Origin of the sequence: Nocardia sp. NPDC058480, from assembly GCF_042720495.1 — a bacterium.
Taxonomy (GTDB): Bacteria; Actinomycetota; Actinomycetes; order Mycobacteriales; family Mycobacteriaceae; genus Nocardia.
Window position 1 is genome coordinate 19,409 of record NZ_JBHXMN010000021.1, and the last position, 19,149, is coordinate 38,557.

Here is a 19,149-nt window from a genome sequence, read left to right on the forward strand (position 1 = left end):
AGTCCGACCCTTTTATAAACGGGTATTACTAAACACTGTTCACAAACGCGCTCGGCATGGTTTCATCATGGTGAACGTGTTCCACGTCACCAACGACGTCGACGTACCGGACCGAAGGAGAAAGCTGTGACCAGCCCGAACATTCCCGCGGGGTTCGATTTCACCGATCCCGACCTGCTCGCCAGTCGCTTGCCGATCGCAGAGTTCGCCGAGTTGCGGCGGACCGCGCCGGTCTGGTGGTGCACGCAGCCCGACCGCGCCAGCGGGTTCGACGACGGCGGGTACTGGGTGGTGTCCAAGCTGGCCGACATCAAGGAGATCTCGAAGAATCCGGAGGACTTCTCCTCGCACGAGAACACGGCGATCATCCGGTTCAACGAGGAGACCACGCGCGAGCAGATCGACATGCTCGGCAACATGCTGATGCTGAACCTGGATCCGCCGCAGCACACCAAGATCCGGCGGATCGTGTCGAAGGGCTTCACCCCGCGCGCGGTGGAGAACCTGCGCGCCGCGCTCACCGAGCGAGCCGAGCGGATCGTGTGGGAGGCCAAGAAGTCCGGGCGCGGCGACTTCGTCGAGCAGGTGGCCGTCGAGTTGCCGCTGCAGGCGATCGCCGAACTGCTCGGCGTCCCCCAGGAGGACCGCCGCAAGATCTTCGACTGGACCAATCAGATGATCTCCTACGACGATCCGGAATTCGAGGGCAACCACCACACCGCGACCGCCGAGGTGATGGGCTACGCCTGGAACATGGCCGAACAGCGCCGCGGCTGCCCGGCGGCCGACATCGTCACCCAGCTGGTGAACGCCGACGTCGACGGCGAGCACCTCGGCTCGGACGAGTTCGCGTTCTTCGTCATCCTGCTCGCGGTCGCGGGCAACGAGACCACCCGCAATTCGATCACCCACGGCATGAAGGCCTTCGTGGACAACCCGGATCAGTGGGAGCTCTACAAGCAACAGCGCCCGCGCACCGCACCCGACGAGATCGTGCGCTGGGCAACGCCGGTGACCGCCTTCCAGCGCACCGCGACGCGCGACCTCGAACTCGGCGGGCAGCAGATCAAACAGGGCCAGCGGATCGGATTGTTCTACAGCTCGGCCAATTTCGATGAAACGGCGTTCGCCGACCCGTTCCAGTTCGACATCCTGCGCGACCCCAACCCGCATGTCGGCTTCGGCGGCACCGGCACGCACTACTGCGTCGGCGCGAATCTGGCCCGCCTGGAGATCGACCTGATGTTCAATGCCATTGCCGACGCGATGCCGAACCTGCGCCAGGTCGCCGACCCGGTGCGGCTGCGCAGCGGCTGGCTCAACGGCATCAAGCGCTGGGAGGTCGAATACGCTTGAACCGACACGTGATCGAGGGGGTGGCCGGGTGACGGGCAAGGCGCGTGGCCGTGCGCCGGTGGTGACCGACGCCGATATCCGGCGGGTTACGCGGGCACTGCTGGCCGAGCAGGGCACGGACGCGGTCACCCTGCGCGCGATCGCGCGCGAACTCGGCGTCACCGCGCCCGCGCTGTACCGGCACTATTCGTCGCGCGATGAGTTGATCGAGCGGATGCGGGTGGAATTCTGCGCCGATCTCGCCGAGTTCCTCTCGACCGAGATCGAGCCGCTGCCCGACGACGGCGCGGTGCAGTTCCTGGCCATCTGCCGGGGTTTCCGGCACTGGGCGCTGGCGAACCCCAGGGAATTCACCCTGGTGTTCGCCTCGCCCACCTCGGCACGGTCGATGATGCGCCGCTTCGACGAACCCTTCGGCCGGATCTTCCTCGCCGCCGCGGGCAGGCTGCTGGCGAACTTCGAGATCGCCACCCCACCGGGCGAGTCCATCCCGGCCGCGCTGCGCGATGACCTCATCGGTTTCCAGACCGACTTGCTCGCCATGCTCTCGGAGTCGGGCCAGAAGTTCCCCGCCGAGAAACTGGACCTGGGTGTCACGTACCTGATGGTGCAGATCTGGGCCCGCTTGTTCGGCCACGTCACCCTCGAGGTGTTCGGCAACTATCCGATCCCCCTGGCGGACCCGGAGATCATGTTCGATGCCATGCTCTCGGACCTGGCTCGCACCACCGGTTTCGCCGACTGAGATCGCGATCAGCTGGGTTGGTACCAGCCTGATCGCGACTCAAGCGAAAACGGGGGCGGTGGACCAGGTTTCGCCCGCTATGACGATGTGGTCGAGGTAGCGCAGGCCTACTGTGCGAGAGGCCTGGTGGAGGAGGGTGCTGGCGCGGCGGTCGTCGGGGCTGGGGGTCGGGTCGCCGGAGGGGTGGTTGTGGACGACGGCGAAGGCTCGGCCGTCGTGGCGGAGTACGGTGTTGAGGATTTCCCGGACGGGGACGGCTACGTGGTCGATGGCGCCTTCGGCGACGAAGGCGCGGTGGCGTAAGCGGTTTTGGGCGTCGCAGATGAGGACGAGGAGGCGCTCCACGCGGGCGCCGGCGAACAGTGGAATCGCCACGGCCGCGATGTCTTCAGGAGTGCTGAGCTGGGGTAGCGAGTCGGTGGGGGTGCGGGAACGGGTGCCGAGGTGGAAGGCGGCGACAACAGTGGCGGCCTTGGCTGGGCCGATGCCGACGCGGGCGGCCAGTTCTTCGGGGCGAGCGGAGGCGAGTTCGGCCAAACCGCCGTAATCACCGATCAATTGGGCCGCGACTTCCAGTGCGGACCGGCCGCGAGTGCCCTGGCCGAGCAGCAGTGCCAGTAGTTCGCCGTCGCTGAGCGCGTGTGGGCCGAGCATGAGCAATCGCTCGCGCGGACGTTGGGCGAGCGGCAAACTCGCGATCGGAACCGACATCGTTTCCCCCTGCGGATCGGTGACTGACTCCGATAATCGCAGGGGGTACCGACAGACTCGGGCTACCCCTCGGCCACCACCTCGGTGACGCAACCCGAACCTGGACCTACCCCACTAGGTGGGCTCTGGGCTGAATACCGAATCTGGATCAAGGGCACTGCCCCGGTCGGCAGACGGCTCGGGGCTGAACACCGAATCAGGATCAAAGGCACTGCCCCGGTCGGTAGGCGGATCTGGGCTGAATACCGAATCTGCCATCAGCCGTTCCAAATTGCGTAACTGACGTTCGTGCACCACGATGCGGCGCAGCGCCTCGTTGACGGTGGCATTGCTGTCGGCGGTGCCCATGATGTCGGCGGCAGCGGCCAGCAGGCGCTGATCGAGATCTATTCGCAAGGTGCGCACACAACCTCCTCTTCTTACGAACGCAATCTTGCGTGATCCCCGCTCGGCTCGTCCGCTAATTCACCGCGTCGTTACCGAAACCACGCGTTCGCAAGTCCGCACAGCGGCGGGCGGTACCGGTCAGCAAGCACACAGAAAACACAGTTCACCGCCGGAATCCGACGGTGACCAACCCTGCAACTGTGCAGTTTGCGCAGTTGTCAGCGTGGTTGTTGTCGCGGCGGGAATGCGGTGCTTGCCTGGAGTCATGTTCACCGAGGCCCAGCTCTACTCACCGGTGACGCGCGAGCGTGACGGCGACGTGACAGTACATCTGAGCGATGACCACCCCGGCGTGCACGACGAGCACTACCGCGCGCGCCGTAACGCCATCGCCGCACTCGCACTCGACTACTCCCCCGGCGCCCCCGCACCACACATCGACTACACCGACGACGAGCAGCAGGTGTGGCGGATCGCCTCGACGGAGCTGGCCCGCAAACACGAGGTCTACGCCTGCCGTGAGGTCAGGGAGGCAGCGCGAAACCTCGCCCTTCCGCACGATCACATCCCGCAACTCGACGAGGTATCGCGGCTGCTCACACCCCTCACCGGTTTCCGGTACGTGCCCGCCGCCGGCCTGGTTCCGCTGCGTGAGTTCTTCGGTTCCTTCGCCGAGCGCACCTTCCACTCCACCCAGTACATCCGCCATCACTCCGCCCCGCTCTACACCCCGGAACCCGATGCGATCCACGAGATCATCGGCCACGCCAACCAGATCGCCAGCCCGCGTTTCGCGGCACTGTACGAGACGGTCGGCGCCGCGGTGGCCCGGCTGGAGACCGACAGCGCGCTGAAATTCCTCGCCGATGTCTTCTGGTTCTCGCTGGAGTTCGGCGTGGTCCGCGAGAACGATGAAATCCGTTGCTACGGCGCTGGATTGCTGTCGTCCTATGGCGAGATCGACGAATTCCGGCACGTGCGGCTGCGTCCGCTCGACGTCGCGGAGATGGGCACCATCGCCTACGACATCACGCACTACCAGCCGGTGCTGTTCTGTGCGGAGTCGGTGGATCAGATCGTCGGCGTGCTCGGCGAATTCTTCGCGACCATGGATGACGAGACGCCGGCCAGGCTCGACCACCCCGCCCAGCCGGTGCCATAGCTATCTCCGAAAACCTTGTTGCAGAACACAGTTCGGCGTTTCGCGTTTCTCACTTATTGAGACCCGACACGCACAACCGATGCGCGACTGTTACTTTCGACCCGTTCTTCAAGCTTTGTGAAAGGGTCGGGTAGACCGAAAATGACTGTGGACGTGACAGATACGCAGGCCGAGCAGAACCCGGAGCCGGAGGCGCCCTTGTGGCTGCAGGGCCGGGAAGCCGTGATCGCCGCCGCGGCGCCGGAGGAATGGCGCGGCAACGTTCCCGACTATGAACTGAGCCACGAGGTGATCCCGCGCGAGCGCAGCGTCGAGCACGCGCCCGGCTCGCTCGAGGCGATCGTCGAGGACCTGGTGAAGGTCTTCGAAATGGAGGTCTCGCACAAGGCCGACCCCGCGACGTGGCTGTCGGTGGTGGCCGATCAGTACCGCGGCCGGGTCAACGGTGGGACATGGCAGGACGCCGAGGAGTTCGCTCGCATCGGCAGCTACAACATTCTGATCGGCGACAACCCGTACTACGACGCCGAGAACGAGACCTTCGATTCCTCGCACCACATCTTCCACACCGCCTTCCCCGGCGGCTTCTTCTGGGAGGTACTGGAAGTGCTGTCGGGTCCGCCGACCGTGAGCGTGCGGTGGCGGCACTGGGGCAAGTTCGAGGGCGAGTACAAGGGCCACCAGCCCACCGGTGAGCAGATCGAGATGTTCGGTGTGACCATCGCGCGGGTGAGCGAGGATCTGCGCATCCTCGAGCTGGAGCACTTCTACGACAACAACAAGCTGCTCGGCCCGCTCGCGCACGGCTGCCCGGTGCAGCACGGCAAGTCGCAGTAATCAGGCCTGATCGTCGAACGGCAGGCCTGCCTGCAGGAATGCCAGGGCGTCACTGACATTGGTGACATTCATCGGGGTGGCGGGCGCGATGGCGAGCATGGAGCCGACCATCGCGCCCGCGGCCACCCGCACATCGAAATCCTCGGCGGACCGGCCGGTGTAGTCGGCCAGCATCTGAGCGGCCAGTTCGATGCTGCGCAGGAATTCCAAACCGATCGCCGAGCGTAGTTCCGGCACGTGGAACAGCAGCGCCTGCCGTTCCTGCTCGAAGGCGAGATCAGCGGGCGACATCCGCCCGAACACCGCCACGTTCGCGGTGCGGACGGCGGCGAGCGGATTCAGGCCGCGCGGGAGCGAGGCCAGCTCCTCGATCATCACCGCGTCCTGGTCGTCGGCGATGACCAGCTGTTCCTTGGTCGGGAAGTAGCGGAAGAAGGTGCTCGGGGACACCTCGGCCGCCGCCGCGATCTGCTCCACCGTCGTCTCGGTATAGCCCTGTTCCCGGAACAGCCGAAACGCCTCGACCCTGATGGTTCGGCGGGTCCGCTCCTTCTTCCGCTCGCGCAGCGACATCTCAACCGACATGTATCGATTCTGCCGCATCCGTGCCGGTAACCGGCGCCGTCGGTGGCCGCAGCCACAGCGCGGTCACGAGCCCGGCGGCCAGACACAGCGCCGCGCACAGCCCGAGCATGGTGTTCATGCCCGCGACGAAGGCCTGCTGCACCTGTACCAGCATCGCCGGATCACCGGTCTCGCGCGCGAGGGCGACGCCCGCGTTGACACCGTCGGAGACCGGCGCACGGTCGAGCGCGCCGAGGTCGGCCCGGTACCGGGTGGACAGCACGGTGCCGAGCACTGCGACGCCGATGGTGCCGCCCGCCTGCCGAAGTGCTTGCAGCAGTGCAGAACCCGAGCCCGAACGTTGCGCGGTCAGTTCGCCCATCGCCAGGCCGACCGCGGCGGGCATCACCATGCCCATACCGGCGCCGAGCACTGTCGTCCACAGCGCGGTCAGCCCGTAACCGCTCTCGACCGTGGTGAACGCGCCGAGTCCGAGGCCACCTCCGAGCACGAGCAGTCCGGCGGTGATCACCACCCGCACGCCGAGCCGGGGCAGCAGCATGTCGACCAGTCTGCTGCCGATGACGAGTCCACCGATCAACGGCAGCAGTCGCAGCCCGCTGCCGAGTGCGTCGACGCCGAGCACGGCCTGGAAGTACTGCGGGACGGTGAAGAACATCCCGAACATGGCGAAGCTGACCAGGATCGAGATCGCGGTGCCCCACCGGAAGCCCGGCGCGGCGAACAGGCCGAGGTCGATCAACGGATGCGTGGTGCGGCGTTGCCACCACCCGAACACGGCGAGCGTCACCACCCCTGCCCCGACGGCGAGCCAGCCGACCGGGTTGTCCCAGCCGTGTTCACCGAGCCGGATGAAGCCGTAGGTCAGCCCGAGCATGCCTGCCGCCGAGAGCAGTGCGCCGAGGAGATCGACGCGAAAGATGGTGTCACTGCGCGATTCCGGCACCAGGGTGGCCACGGCCACCGCTCCGATGACGACCAGCGGCACATTGATCAGGAACACCGAACCCCACCAGAAGTGCTGCAGCAGCCAGCCGCCGAGGATCGGGCCGAGTGGCAGACCGATGGCGGTCGAGGTGACCCAGATCGTCAGCGCGCGTTGCCGCTCGACGGGGTCGGTGAACAGCACCGGTAGTACCGACATCGACAGCGGCACCAGCGCGGCGGCGGCGATGCCGAGCACCACCCGCGCCACGATCAACTGGCCGGCGGATGCGGCGAACGCGCAGGCCACCGAGGCCGCGCCGAACAGCAGGAGCGCGGCGAGCAAGATCTTCTTGCGCCCGTACCGGTCGCCCAGAACGCCCGCGGGCAGCATCAGCGCGGCCAAGGCCAGCGTGTAGGCGCTGCTGAACCATTGCAGCGCAGCGGTATTCGCATTCAGGTCGACCGCGAGCGTCGGGATGGCGACGGTGAGCACGGTGACGTCGAGTCCGATGGTGAGCATCGCCACGGCGAGCGCGCCGAGCGCGAGCCAGCGGCGGGTGTCTTCCGTCCGCATATTTCCTCCAAAAATGAAAGTGTCTACCTTTTGATAGTAACTATCATTTGCTAGCAACTGTCAATAGTTGCTGCGCTCGGGCAGCGGCCCCGGGCGTGTCGAATCGCGAAAGACCGGGGAACACGCCGCGGTTGCGACTACTAGGCTGCGAGGCGATGAGGATTCGTGAAGTCGGCCTGCGCGCCGCATGCTTTCTCGGCGCTGCCGTCACCGTCACCGCTCTCGCAGGCGCTCCCGCCGTCGCCGTACCCGCCACCGACGGGCCGTCGACCAGCGCGCCCGCACCGGGCGCCCCACCCACACCGGGTGACACGACACCACCGGCCGGCGGCCCGAGCACCACGACCACGCCCCCGTTCACCACGCCGAACACCGACGACTGCCCACAGAAGACGCAGCCGCCCCCACCGATCGACACCTCGGAGGTGCCTGCCCCCGGCGAACCGACACCGAGCCGGCTACCCGTGCCATCCCCCGCTATCGGCGGTCAGCGGATGGGCGACTGCGGCGTGGTCGTGCCCGACGGCGCGCCCCCGGTTCCGGCCGAGATCTCGGCCACCGGGTGGATGGTCTCCGACCTCGACACCGGTCGCGTGCTCGCCGCCAAGGACCCGCACGGCCGCTACCGCCCCGCCAGCACGATCAAGGTCGCACTCGCTATCGTGGCGCTGCGCAGCCTGGATCTGGACAAGGTCGTCATCGGGACGCAGGCCGACGCCGACGTCGAGGGCACCCGGGTCGGCATCGGCCCCGGCGGGCGCTACACCAACCGCCAGCTCATGCAGGCCCTGATCATGTGCTCGGGCAACGACGCCGCCCACGCCATCGCCACTCAGCTCGGCGGCGACAAGGCCACCGTGACCAAGATGAACGAGGTGGCGAAGTCGTTGCGCGCGTTGGATACTCGCGCGGCGACCCCGTCCGGTCTCGACGGGCCAGGCATGAGCACCTCGGCCTACGACCTGTCGGTGCTGTTCCGCGAGGCGATGAACATCCCGCTGTTCGCCGAACTGATCCACACCGAACAAGCCGACTTCCCCGGTTTCCCCGCCGACCCGAAGATTCCCGGCGACGAGGATCACCCCGGCTTCCCGATCGGCAACGACAACCAGCTGCTCTACAACTACGCGGGCGCGATCGGCGGCAAGACCGGTTTCACCGACGACGCCCGCCAGACCTTCGTCGCCGCCGCCGAACGCGACGGACATCGCCTGGTCGTCACCCTGCTCAAAGCCGACGTCCGCCCGATCCGGCCCTGGGAGCAGGCCGCGCGCCTACTGGACTACGGCTTCGCCCTCGACACCGACGCCAGGATCGGCAAGCTGCCCGAATCAGGCAGCGAGGCAGTACAACCCAGCGTTCCCCTGGCGTCCCCGCCGCCGCGCGCCGACGGTTCCCAACCCGAGCCCGTACGACCGGCACACCAGGGCGCCCGCATCGCCACCCTGATCGGCGGCCCCTTACTGGTCGTCGTACTGCTGCTGTGGGCGCGTAAGGCATTCCGCCGCAGTCGCTGACACCGCTACCGGCGTTTGCCGACGAGCATCAAGGTGAGCGCCGCGACGGCCCCTGCCCCGAAATAGGCGGCGCCTGCCCCGGTCGACATCCCGTGCTCGACCACCCGCGGCCGGATCACCACCGCGTTCGGCGGCGCGACCGTCGCATCATGCTCGTTGTCCGACGACGTGGCCGCCCACGCCGTCGCGAACAGCAGAATCCGATAGGACATATAGCTGAACACCATCAGGCCGATGATCGACCCGAACGTCGCACCCACCGGGCTGGACAGCACCGCCCGCAGGTAGATCGCAGCGATGATCTTGAAGAGCTCGAAGGCCACCGCGGCCAGCACCGCCGCCCGCGCCGCGCTGCGCAACGACACCGGCTCGCGCGGCAGCCGCGCGATCATCCACGCGAAGACCGCCCACGACGCGAGCAAACCGAGCGCGATCGAGACCAGCCGCAGCACCAGCGTCGCCCCGGGCAGATGGTCCGCGCCGAGCAGCTCGAGCACCCGCTTACTCAGCCCGCTCGCCGAGATCGCCGACAAACCGAGCGAGACCGCGAAGGCCAGGCCGAGACCGACCAACGCACCGAGATCCGACAGTTTGGCCAGCCACCAAGGCTTTTCAGGACTGTGGCTCGCCCACTGCTCGGTGAGCGCGGCCCGCAGGTTCGCGATCCAGCCGAGCCCGGTGTAGAGGCCGACCAGCAGGCCGATCACACCGACCGTGCCACGGGAGTTGATCGCCTGTTCGATGAGGTCGTTGATCTGGGTGCCGAAGGAGCTGGGAACCTTCTCGACGACCTTGTCCTGCAACTCGGTCAGCAGATCCGGCTGCCCGGCCAGAATGAAACCGGCCACCGAGAAGGCCACCATCAGCAGCGGAAACAGTGACAGCACAGTGAAATACGTGATGCCGGCGGCGAAGAAGTCGCCGCGCTGACTCTGGAACCGCCCACCGGCCCTGACCAGATGATCCAGCCAAGGCCTGCGCCCGATCTGGGACTCGACGGCGGCCGAGATGTTGTCGATCAACTGCATGACGCGCGCCCCTTCAGCGAAAACCTCAGGTGCGCAACGGGTCAGCGAGCGAGGAAGCCAACCCGGTCGTACACCTGAGCAAGTGTGTTGCCTGCGATCTCCCGCGCCCGCTCGGCACCCGCGGCCAGAATCCGGTCCAGTTCAGCCTGATCGGACAGGTATTCCTGCACTTTTTTCTGCACGGGCGTGACGAATTCGACCAGCGCGTCGGCCACCTCGGCCTTGAGATCACCGTAGCCCTTACCCTCGAAATTCACCTCGAGGTCGACGATCGGGGTTTCGCGCAGCGAGCTCAGGATGACCAGCAGATTGCTCACGCCCGCCTTGTTCTCCGGGTCGTAGCGGATCTCGCGCTCGGTGTCGGTGACCGCCGAACGAATCTTCTTGGCGGTGATCTTCGGGTCGTCGAGCAGGTTGATCAGCCCGGCGTCGCTGGAGGCCGACTTGCTCATCTTCGCGGTGGGATCCTGCAGATCGAAGATCTTCGCGGTGCCCTTGACGATGTGCGGCTCCGGCACGACGAAGGTCTTCTTGTAGCGAGTGTTGAAGCGCTGGGCCAGATTTCGGGTCAGCTCGAGATGTTGACGCTGGTCCTCGCCGACCGGCACCTGGTGCGGGCGGTAGAGCAGGATGTCGGCGGCCATCAGCACCGGGTAGGTGAACAGGCCGACGGTCGCGTTGTCGGCGCCCTGCTTGACCGACTTGTCCTTGAACTGGGTCATCCGGCTGGCCTCGCCGAAACCGGTGATACAGCTGAGGACCCAGGTCAGCTCGGCGTGCTCGGGCACCTGGCTCTGCACGAACAGCGTGGACTTCGCCGGGTCGATACCGAGCGCGAGCAACTGGGCGACAGCGGCCTTGGTGCGGGCCCGCAGCGCCTTGGGATCCTGATTGACAGTGATCGCGTGCATATCCGGGATGAAGTACAGCGCGTCGTACTCGTCCTGCAGGGTCACCCAGTACTGCAGCGCACCCAGGTAGTTGCCGAGGTGGAAGGAGTCGCTGGTGGGCTGGATGCCCGACAGCACCCGCTGCTTACGTTCGGCCGTCGCGGCCGGGGCAGGACTGGACATGCCCCAATCTTTCCATGACGCTCAAGCTGTGTTGTCTGGCGGTACTCCCGAGGGCCCTGCGTGGTTACGCTGCGCTGCCGCCTCCGGGCCCGCCGGTCGCACCGCAATTTCGCTGCACCCAGTTGCGCGGATCGACACCGGGCATGCTCGGGTGGCCCGTCTTCACCATGCGCTGTTCGCGCCGGGCCAGTAGCTGGTAGGACGGTGCGCTCGGTCCGGCGAGAGTGCCCGCGAGTACCCGGGGCGCCAGCGGTGGGGTGAGGTGGGCGGTGCGGATGCTGCGGCACAGCGCACGGTGGGCGAGTTCGTCGGCGATGCCCCACTCGATGCCGTACATCTGCCGGATCCGGGCCGGGAGACTGCCCTGCACCAGCAGATACAGCGCCGTACCGACCTGCTCGACGGGCGGACGCAGCCGGTAGGCCTTGCGATGGCCTGCCAGATAGGAACCGACCAGGGCCGCCTCGTCGGTGAGGAACAGTTCGGTCGAGTTCAGATAGGTGTCGAAGTAGCGGCGGAAGGCCGGGTAGTCGGCGGGCGCGGCGTCACGCGGCATGCCGAACAGCTCGCCCCAGCGGACGTAGTCCTGGTAGAGGTCTTCGCGTTCGGTGGCGGTGAGTTCACGCACCAGGCGGTCGTACATCACCTCGGCCGAATCGAAGGTGAAGGCCATGGTCATGAACATCAGATGCGGATCATGGGCCGCGTAGGCGGTGCCTGCGGGGTGGTGGGCGCCCGCGTCTTCGGGCAGGGTGCCGACCACCGCGTCGTGCTTGCGCCGGGTGAAGGCCAGCGCGCGATCGGCCTCGGCCTTGCTACCGAGAAACACTGCTTCGAACAGGGCCCCGGTGATGGCCAGGCGCGTGTAAGGGGTTTCCCGATGCGCGGTGTGTTCGCTGGTGCCGACGAACAGCAGCGGATGCACCGCGCCGATCACCAACGCCCGCACGCCATAGGTCAGACCGACCGCCCGCTTGCTCATCACCCGCCGGATCATCGAATCGTCGGCGAAATATCCGGGTTCGCCCTGCCGTGTAGCCATGCTGCGCCTCCTCGTCGAGTGCATCTGGCAATAGAATCCCCCAGAATTGGTATTCTGGCAAGAGTCTCTACCAGAACCCCACGGGAGGACAGCGGCACGCACAATGGACGCCGTGGCAGCACAACGGACATACGGTGGCGTTTCGGCGCAGGAGCGCCGATCCCAGCGGCGCACCGCGCTGCTCGACGCGGCGCTCGACCTCGTCGCCGAGGACGGGCAGGCCAAACTCACCGTCGCCGGGCTGTGCGCTCGCGCCGGCCTCAACGAGCGCTACTACTACGAGAGTTTCGAACGTCGTGACGGCGTGCTGGAAGCCCTGCTCGACCGTATCGCCGAGGAACTCACCGCGGCGATCGCGACGGCACTGGCGACCGCGGCCCCCGACAGCCGCACCCAAGCCCATGCCGCGATCGACGCGGGCATCTCGGTGCTCACCGACGATCCACGCAAGGCACACGCCGCCCTGATCGCGGGCATGGCTACACCGGAATTGCGTGCGCGCACCGCTCGCACGGTGCGCGCGTTCGCCCGGCTCGTCGCCGCGGAAGGCACCGGCTTCTATGGCGGCAACGTCCCGCAGAACCTGGTCGACTTCCGGGCGATCTATCTCGTCGGCGGGTTGACCCAGACCCTCACGACCTGGCTCGCCGGCGATCTGGACCTCACCCGCGAGGAGTTGATCGACCAGATCACCGACGTTTTCGTTCTCCTGGGCGACGACCTAGCCCAGCGCTACCGCTGACTGGAACGGACCGCATAGGCCGGTACCGGGCGCCGACGACCCATTGTTCAGCCAACTGTGGGAACACCCACCGGAGCGCTCGCTACCGGCGGTTGCGTTTACGCAGCAGGGTGATCAGGACGACGCCACCGATGGTGAGGGCGACCGCGATGAGCGCGATGCTGGTGCCGAGCAGCGCCGTGGAGCTGTCGTCGTCGGAGTCCGCGTTCTGTGCGGTGTCGGGCTTGTTCTCGACAGCGCTACTGGTGGACCCAGGCGCGGTCTGATAGGTGGGGCCCGGCTCCGGTGTGCCGGTCACCGCCAGGTCCAGCTCGATGGGCACGGGACGGACGGCACCGCGGTCCTGAACGGTCGGTGCGGCCTGCACGGCGATGTAGTACCAGCCGGCCAGGGCGTTTTCCGACACCTCTTTTTCCGAGGATTCGCGGTTTCGGTAGCGGACCTCGGGGATGGCCAAGGCTTCCCTGCTGGTGGGCACGGTATCGGGCGAACCGTTGTAGGACGAGAATTCGTGGTCGATCTCCGCGCGGTACGGCGTGTACAGCGTGGTGGTGACGGCCGAGACGTTGTCCAGGCCCCGACCCGATGTCTCGAGGAAGCGCACCCGATAGGCCAAGCCCTGACCCCAGTCGAGTTTCACCTTGTAGAACACGAATTCGCCGCGCTGCAAGGTGTCGCTGTAGACACCGGACCCGTCGAGCGCGGTCGCCACGTTGAACGAGCCGCCGCCGGTCACCGGTTCGACCGGACTGGTCGGCACGGTGAACGACACCGGTTCGGGTTGCGCTGCCGGGCCCGCGTCGGTGACGCCCGGTTCGACCGCGACGTTCAGTTCCAGCGGCAACGTCGGCGGTGCGCTGTCGGCGACACCGGCCCATTCCACGGTGAAGTAGTACCGGCCGCCGCCCTTGCACTTGTCGGTGCGCACCGTGCCGTCCTTCGGTTCGGTCGCGCCGGTCCATTTCGAACCGACCGTGAGCGCCACACCATCGGTGGATCGCACGGCGCTCTCGTGTTCGAAGACGTTGCAGTCCTTGCCTTCTGCGCCGAATACCCGCAGGTACATGCTGTTGTTCGCCCGCACCGCCTCTTCGCCGAGCGGAAAGGACATCGTGCCGCTGAAGTAGGCGGTGGCCCCCTCTGGCACGTCGACGGCGTAGTAGCGCGGCTTTTTGTGGCCGATGGTGTCGAGGTATTGCCCTGGCACTACCACCGGTGCGTCCTGGTAGCCCTCGCCACCTTCGACCGGAGTGCCCGCCGACGCGTAGGCGCGCAATGCCGCGGTGCTCACCCGGGGCAGCACCTGCTCGAGCGCTGTGCCGTCGGCGGCGTCGGTGTAGGTGCCACCGGTGGTCTCCGCGATGCAGGTCAGCTGGGCGCGGGAGGCGTCGTCGACACCGAAACCGATGGCGTGCATGACGATTTCGGCGCCGCCCGCGCTGAGTTCGCGCGCGACCTCGCACGGGTCGGGCGGTGCGCAGGTGTCGAGGCCGTCGGAGACCAGCACGATCGAACGCGGTCCCTCGGTCGGCAGCGCACCCGCGGCGGTGCGCAGCGCGGCGCCGATCGGGGTGAAGCCGCTGGGCACGATATTGTCGACAGCCGTTGTGAGCGCGGGCTTGTCGATGGTGTCGGCCGCTTCGAGCACCGACACGTCGCGGCAACCCGCCGCCTTCTCGGCATCCGTGGAGCCGGTGCCGGTGCCGTAGACCGACAGCCCGACCTTCGCCTCGGTGGGCGCGCTCGCCACGAAGCCGCGCACCGCCTTCTTCGCCGCGTCCATCTTGGTGCCGCCACTGGGGTCGGCGGCCAGCATCGAGCCGGAGGCGTCGAGCACCAACATGGTCGGTGCGTACGTGGTGTCCGACGGCGCGGCGAACGCGGGAACGGCCAGCGGCAACAGCCCGATCGCTCCTGCCGTCGCCAGAGGGATCAATGTCGCGAAACGCACGGCAGAACTCCGTCCCGATCCGCCGGACCTCGACGCATCAGTCATCGACCCTAGCCGCGCGAACCTCGCATAAGGAACCCTACGGACACGAGCGTCATTCCCACGCGCAGTTCGGTCCGAAGCTGACACACGGATCCGACGAGCCGTTGTACAACCAAGCGAGCGCCTCGTTGATGCTCAGCACGACCTCCGGCGTCATCAGCGCCGATCCGCTGTCGGCCACCGGCACCGCCTGCGGCGCGCTCGCGGCGCCGACGGGGACGCACGTATCGAGCATGATCCCGTCGCACGGCTGGGAAGAACCGAGCCCGATCTGCTGCAACAGAACTTCGATCAGGGCACCGTCGGACGATCCGGCCGCGGGCCCCGCGACCGGCGCCGTCATCGCATCGGCCGAGGCCACCGCGGCACCCGACATCATGATCGCGGCGGCAATGCCCGCACTCGCCAATACTCGCTTCATCGTGTTCAGTTCTCCTCATCGGCGGCCTCCGCAGCCGCGCGGTGAGAATGTTAAGCGGGCTGGCTACGCGGTGGCAGCCGCCAATTCCGGTGGCACCGGAATCAGGTCAGGAGGACAGGGCGACCGCGCCGAAGGTTTCCGGGTCAGCCTGTAGGACAACGCGGAAGGCGACATCGCGGCGGGTCCAGTAGGCGGCGCAGTCGCGCATCGCCGCGTCGAACCAGGCGCGTTCGGTGGGTTGCTCGGCCAGCAAGTCGTCGGCGGTGCGGACGACCGCGACGAAGCCGGGGGCGTCGCCGACGAAATCGTCCAGGTCACGCAGGCATTCGTCGAAGGCGTCCTTGTTGGCGCCGAAGTAGTACGGGAACTGGAAGGCCGCGGCGAACTCGTCGAACAGCTCCGCCATGGTGCGCATCTTGGTGCCGCGCAGTTCGCGCACGCGGTAGTCGGCGGGGGCGTCGTAGCGAACGCCGCTGAACTGGTTGGCATCCACCGGCAACGCACCGAGCACCGGTGTCGTGGCGGCGGTCGGTGCCTCGGCGGTGGGGCGAGCAAGGAACTGCGACAGCGTCATTCGCGAAGTCATCAGCGCATCCTGGTGAAGGTTTCGTAGTGGTCGCCGGTGTACCAGGCGGAGCCGTCGCTGCCGGTGACGATGCGTTCGGCGTCACGACCCCGATTGCGCTGCTTGGGATTGACATCCCACTCCTGGTACTTCACCGGATTGCCCGCCGAATCCTTGGGCGGCAGTTTGGTTCCACGGTTCATGAACTGCTCGCCGCCCTTGGTGCCCTGCGCGTTGGCCGAGCCGGGCCAGCGACCGGCATCGATTTCGACCAGGGTGGTGTAGGCGCGGTCGGGCACACCGGCGGTCTTGGTCACCGGCGAGGCCGACGAATTCCCGGCGGGCGGGCCGGGTTTCGGCGCGCTGACGGTGGTGGTGATCCCGGCTACGGCCCGCGTGGTGGTCGTGGTGGTGGTGTCGGTACCACGACCGCCGAACAACGTCAGGCCGATGGCCGCCAGGACCAGCACAAGTCCGCCGAGCAGGCTGAGAGTCTTGCGTGAGAGTTTCATCGGAACTGGACAGTAACCGGCGCGTGGTCGGACCAGCGCTGGTCGTAGGCGTCAGCGCGCTCGACGACGGCCTGCTTGGCGCGACCGGTCAGCTCGCCGCGGGCCAGCGGGTAGTCGATTCTCCATCCGGAGTCATTATCGAAGGCGCGGCCGCGGTAGGACCACCAGCTGTAGGGGCCCGCTACGTCGGGGTGCAGGGCGCGCACCACGTCGACGTAGCCCGCGGCGAGCAGTTCGGCGATCCAGGCGCGTTCCTCGGGCAGGAAGCCCGCCGACTTCTGGTTGCCCTTCCAGTTCTTCAGGTCGACCTCGGCGGGGGCGATATTCCAGTCGCCACTCACCACGAACTCGCCGGTGCGCGACTTCAGGTACGCGCCCAGCTCGGCCATGAACCGGTACTTCTCGTCCTGCTTGGGGGTGTTCTCCTCCCCTGAGTGCACGTAGACGCTCGCCGCGGTGACGTCGCCGAAATCGGCCTCGATATAGCGGCCCGCCTCGGCGAACTCGGTGCTGCCGAACCCGATACGCACGGCGTCGGGTGCGCGCCGCGACAGAATCCCCACGCCCGCGCGGCCCTTGGATTCCGGCTCGGCGTGGGAGAGCACCCAACCCGCGTCGAGCGCGGGGGCCAGCGCCGCCGCGGTCTGCGCGTCGGTCGCCCTGGTCTCCTGTAGGCAGACGATGTCGGCTTCGGTCGCCGCCAACCAGGCCACCATGCCCTTGGTCGAAGCGGCACGGACCCCGTTGACGTTCACAGTGGAGAGGATTATCGGCACCGTACGACCGTACAATGCAGGCAGGGATACTCCCCCGGACACCGTCGTCCAGGAAGGGGTGATGACGATGACGTCACGCACCGCCAAATCCACCGCCCGCCCCACGCCCGTCGCGGCGCTGCATATCGGGTCCGGCGACCCGGTCTTGTTGCTACACGGGTTCCTGCTGTCGCCGCACTGCTGGGAGCAGGTCGCGCAACGGATGTCGGCCCATTGCGAGGTATACGCGCCCGCGTTCGCCGGGCATTGGGGTGGCCCGAAGGTCGAAGGCTGGGCAATGGATGTGTATGCCCTGGCCGATCAGATCGAAGACCAGCTCGACGAGCTCGGCTGGCGCACCTGCCATATCGCGGGCAATTCGCTGGGCGGTTGGGTCGGCCTCGAACTGGCGCGACGCGGCAGGGCGCGCACGCTCACCACGATCGCCGCCGCGGGCGGCTGGGCATCGCCTTCGCTGAGTCAGGTCAGGATCGGCCTCAAGTTCGCGTCGATGATTCCCTTCATCGAGATCGGCAAGCGACTCGGCGGTGTGGCGATCAACAACGCGCTCGTGCAGCAGGTGGCCGCAATGCTGGTCACCAAGCACACCGGCGCCTTCGCCCGCCGGGACCGGGCGACCTTGCTCACCGCTGTCCTGCACTGCGACGCGATGATCGCGCTGCTGCTCGGCAGCCTGCGCGCGCCGGGCATGGACGACCTCGGCGAGCTGGACACCCCGATTCGGATGCTGCTCGCCGAATACGACCGGATCATCCCCAACAGCGTGTACGCCACCCGCTACCTGCGCGAACTCCCCGAGTCGGCGGATCGGATCCTGGTGCACGGGGTGGGGCATGTGCCGATGCTGGAGGCACCCGACCGGATCGCCACGCTGATCGCCGAGCACATCTACGCCAGCCGCGGGCACCTGCGCGCGGTGTGAAACCCCGGCCGCGACAACACTGTTCGCGGCCGGGTCCGCCTCACTTCCCGAGCAGACCCTTGGCGATGTGGGTCACCTGGATCTCGTTGCTGCCCGCGTAGATCATCAGCGACTTCGCGTCACGGGCCAGCTGCTCGACCCGGTACTCGCTCATATAGCCGTTGCCGCCGAACAACTGCACCGCCTCCATGGCCACCTCGGTCGCGGCCTCCGAGCAGTACAGCTTCATCGCCGAGGCCTCGGCCAGGCTCGGCGGCTTACCCGCACGAGCACGCTCGAGCACGTTGAACACCATGTTCTGCACATTGATTCGCGCGACTTCCATCTTGGCCAGCTTGAGCTGGATCAGCTGGAAGCGACCGATCTCCTGACCCCACAGCGTGCGGTCGCGCGCGTAATCGACACAGAGCCGGTGACATTCGTCGATCACGCCGAGCGCCATGAACCCGACACCGATCCGTTCCGCGGTGAAACTGGCTCTGGCACTTTCTCTTCCGTCGCCACCCTTGTGCTCCTCGGTCTCGCCGAGCAGCCGGTCCTTGCCGAGGCGGACATTGTCGAAGAACAATTCGCCGGTCGGTGAGGAGTGCAGGCCCATCTTCTTGAACGGTTTGCCCTGGGTGAGGCCCTCCATGCCCTTGTCGAGCACGAAGGTGAGTACCTTGCGGTCGCGTTTGCCGGTGCCATCGCGCTCGTCGAGCTTGGCGTAAACGATCATCACGTCGGCGCACGGACCGTTGGTGATGAAGGTCTTCTGACCGTTGAGGATGTAGTCCTCGCCGTCGCGTTCGACGCGAGTCTGCATGCCGCCGAACGCATCCGAGCCGGAGTCGGGTTCGGTGATCGCCCAGGACGCCACCTTGCGCAGGGTGACGATGTCGGCCAGCCAACGCTGCTTCTGGGCCAGGGTGCCCCGCGACATGATGGTGGTGGCACCGAGCCCGATGCTCACCCCGAGTGCCGACACCAAACCCATACAGACGCCGGACAATTCGCTGATCAGCACCGCCATCATCGACTGCTGATCGCCGAACGGACTGCCCGGCTTCTTGCCGCCCTCGCTCGGGCCCGCCGCTTCCTTGGCGAGCATCTTCGTGACGGCGTCCTCGCCCAGCGAATCGATCCCGAACTGGCTGAACAGCTTGCGCAGGATCGGATACGGCAGCATCTCACCGCTGTCGAGGGCGTCGAGGTTCGGCCGGACCTCCTTGTCGATGAACGCCCGCACGGCGTCGCGGATCATCAGATCGGTCTCGGACCATTCGAACACTGTC

20 protein-coding genes are annotated in these 19,149 nt (G+C 66.9%); 7 read left to right on the forward strand and 13 right to left on the reverse strand.

Features of this window, described 5'->3' with window-relative positions; all coding sequences use genetic code 11:
• The first annotated feature begins 126 nt into the window (after nucleotides 1-126).
• A complete protein-coding gene (locus tag ACFWO8_RS30520) occupies nucleotides 127-1,356 on the forward strand; it encodes a cytochrome P450 (RefSeq protein WP_378971310.1) in 1,230 nt (409 codons plus the stop codon).
• Between the two features lie 28 nt (nucleotides 1,357-1,384).
• A complete protein-coding gene (locus ACFWO8_RS30525) occupies nucleotides 1,385-2,101 on the forward strand; it encodes a TetR/AcrR family transcriptional regulator (RefSeq protein ID WP_378971322.1) in 717 nt (238 codons plus the stop codon).
• A 39-nt stretch (nucleotides 2,102-2,140) separates the two neighbouring features.
• Here ACFWO8_RS30525 and ACFWO8_RS30530 read toward each other — a convergent pair whose 3' ends face one another.
• Together ACFWO8_RS30530 and ACFWO8_RS30535 are read right to left on the reverse strand one after the other, a co-directional pair.
• A complete protein-coding gene (locus ACFWO8_RS30530; protein WP_378971329.1) occupies nucleotides 2,141-2,812 on the reverse strand; it encodes a RadC family protein in 672 nt (223 codons plus the stop codon).
• A 114-nt stretch (nucleotides 2,813-2,926) separates the two neighbouring features.
• Nucleotides 2,927-3,217, reverse strand: a complete 291-nt coding sequence (locus tag ACFWO8_RS30535) for a type II toxin-antitoxin system VapB family antitoxin (protein ID WP_378971341.1) — start codon at nucleotides 3,215-3,217, stop codon at nucleotides 2,927-2,929.
• Nucleotides 3,218-3,464: 247 nt separating this feature from the next.
• Here ACFWO8_RS30535 and ACFWO8_RS30540 point away from each other — a divergent pair, with 247 nt between their 5' ends.
• Entirely contained in the window at nucleotides 3,465-4,361 is an 897-nt protein-coding gene (locus ACFWO8_RS30540) for a phenylalanine 4-monooxygenase (protein ID WP_378971345.1), read from the forward strand.
• Nucleotides 4,362-4,514: 153 nt separating this feature from the next.
• On the forward strand, nucleotides 4,515-5,198 hold the full coding sequence (locus ACFWO8_RS30545; RefSeq protein WP_378971349.1) for an ester cyclase: 684 nt from the start codon (nucleotides 4,515-4,517) through the stop codon (nucleotides 5,196-5,198).
• On the opposite strand, the gene ACFWO8_RS30550 is transcribed toward ACFWO8_RS30545, so the two are convergent.
• Both ACFWO8_RS30550 and ACFWO8_RS30555 read right to left on the reverse strand, forming a co-directional pair.
• Nucleotides 5,199-5,783 (reverse strand): TetR family transcriptional regulator, encoded by a 585-nt coding sequence (locus ACFWO8_RS30550; RefSeq protein WP_378971352.1) that lies wholly within the window; start codon nucleotides 5,781-5,783, stop codon nucleotides 5,199-5,201.
• On the reverse strand, nucleotides 5,773-7,284 hold the full coding sequence (locus tag ACFWO8_RS30555; protein WP_378971357.1) for an MFS transporter: 1,512 nt from the start codon (nucleotides 7,282-7,284) through the stop codon (nucleotides 5,773-5,775). The genes ACFWO8_RS30550 and ACFWO8_RS30555 overlap by 11 nt, the downstream gene beginning before the upstream one ends.
• Nucleotides 7,285-7,439: 155 nt before the next feature.
• Here ACFWO8_RS30555 and ACFWO8_RS30560 point away from each other — a divergent pair, with 155 nt between their 5' ends.
• Nucleotides 7,440-8,801 carry a D-alanyl-D-alanine carboxypeptidase family protein gene (locus ACFWO8_RS30560; RefSeq protein WP_378971364.1) on the forward strand — a complete coding sequence of 454 codons (1,362 nt, stop codon included), beginning with the start codon at nucleotides 7,440-7,442 and terminating at the stop codon, nucleotides 8,799-8,801.
• Between the two features lie 5 nt (nucleotides 8,802-8,806).
• Here the strand turns inward: ACFWO8_RS30560 and yhjD are convergent, their stop codons facing one another.
• From yhjD to ACFWO8_RS30575, 3 genes are all read right to left on the reverse strand, one after another.
• Nucleotides 8,807-9,829, reverse strand: a complete 1,023-nt coding sequence (gene yhjD, locus ACFWO8_RS30565) for an inner membrane protein YhjD (protein WP_378971377.1) — start codon at nucleotides 9,827-9,829, stop codon at nucleotides 8,807-8,809.
• 41 nt (nucleotides 9,830-9,870) lie between these two features.
• On the reverse strand, nucleotides 9,871-10,902 hold the full coding sequence (gene trpS / locus ACFWO8_RS30570; protein ID WP_378971387.1) for a tryptophan--tRNA ligase: 1,032 nt from the start codon (nucleotides 10,900-10,902) through the stop codon (nucleotides 9,871-9,873).
• A gap of 64 nt (nucleotides 10,903-10,966) precedes the next feature.
• On the reverse strand, nucleotides 10,967-11,944 hold the full coding sequence (locus ACFWO8_RS30575) for an oxygenase MpaB family protein (protein ID WP_378971392.1): 978 nt from the start codon (nucleotides 11,942-11,944) through the stop codon (nucleotides 10,967-10,969).
• A 103-nt stretch (nucleotides 11,945-12,047) separates the two neighbouring features.
• Between ACFWO8_RS30575 and ACFWO8_RS30580 the strand changes: the two genes are divergently transcribed.
• Nucleotides 12,048-12,686 carry a TetR/AcrR family transcriptional regulator gene (locus ACFWO8_RS30580; RefSeq protein ID WP_378971403.1) on the forward strand — a complete coding sequence of 213 codons (639 nt, stop codon included), beginning with the start codon at nucleotides 12,048-12,050 and terminating at the stop codon, nucleotides 12,684-12,686.
• A gap of 82 nt (nucleotides 12,687-12,768) precedes the next feature.
• On the opposite strand, the gene ACFWO8_RS30585 is transcribed toward ACFWO8_RS30580, so the two are convergent.
• The 5 genes from ACFWO8_RS30585 to ACFWO8_RS30605 form a co-directional block, all read right to left on the reverse strand.
• Nucleotides 12,769-14,637, reverse strand: a complete 1,869-nt coding sequence (locus ACFWO8_RS30585; RefSeq protein ID WP_378971408.1) for a VWA domain-containing protein — start codon at nucleotides 14,635-14,637, stop codon at nucleotides 12,769-12,771.
• 94 nt (nucleotides 14,638-14,731) lie between these two features.
• Nucleotides 14,732-15,100 (reverse strand): hypothetical protein, encoded by a 369-nt coding sequence (locus tag ACFWO8_RS30590; protein ID WP_378971412.1) that lies wholly within the window; start codon nucleotides 15,098-15,100, stop codon nucleotides 14,732-14,734.
• Nucleotides 15,101-15,206: 106 nt separating this feature from the next.
• Nucleotides 15,207-15,686, reverse strand: a complete 480-nt coding sequence (locus ACFWO8_RS30595; RefSeq protein WP_378971415.1) for a barstar family protein — start codon at nucleotides 15,684-15,686, stop codon at nucleotides 15,207-15,209.
• Nucleotides 15,686-16,177 (reverse strand): ribonuclease domain-containing protein, encoded by a 492-nt coding sequence (locus ACFWO8_RS30600; protein WP_378971424.1) that lies wholly within the window; start codon nucleotides 16,175-16,177, stop codon nucleotides 15,686-15,688. Before ACFWO8_RS30600 ends, ACFWO8_RS30595 begins: the two co-directional genes overlap by 1 nt.
• Nucleotides 16,174-16,953: an exodeoxyribonuclease III gene (locus tag ACFWO8_RS30605; protein ID WP_378971430.1), complete on the reverse strand. Its 780-nt coding sequence runs from the start codon at nucleotides 16,951-16,953 to the stop codon at nucleotides 16,174-16,176. Before ACFWO8_RS30605 ends, ACFWO8_RS30600 begins: the two co-directional genes overlap by 4 nt.
• A 67-nt stretch (nucleotides 16,954-17,020) precedes the next feature.
• On the opposite strand from ACFWO8_RS30605, the gene ACFWO8_RS30610 reads away from it, so the two are divergent.
• On the forward strand, nucleotides 17,021-17,875 hold the full coding sequence (locus ACFWO8_RS30610) for an alpha/beta fold hydrolase (protein WP_378971441.1): 855 nt from the start codon (nucleotides 17,021-17,023) through the stop codon (nucleotides 17,873-17,875).
• Nucleotides 17,876-17,915: 40 nt separating this feature from the next.
• On the opposite strand, the gene ACFWO8_RS30615 is transcribed toward ACFWO8_RS30610, so the two are convergent.
• On the reverse strand, nucleotides 17,916-19,145 hold the full coding sequence (locus ACFWO8_RS30615; RefSeq protein ID WP_378971446.1) for an acyl-CoA dehydrogenase family protein: 1,230 nt from the start codon (nucleotides 19,143-19,145) through the stop codon (nucleotides 17,916-17,918).
• Nucleotides 19,146-19,149 lie beyond the last annotated feature (4 nt).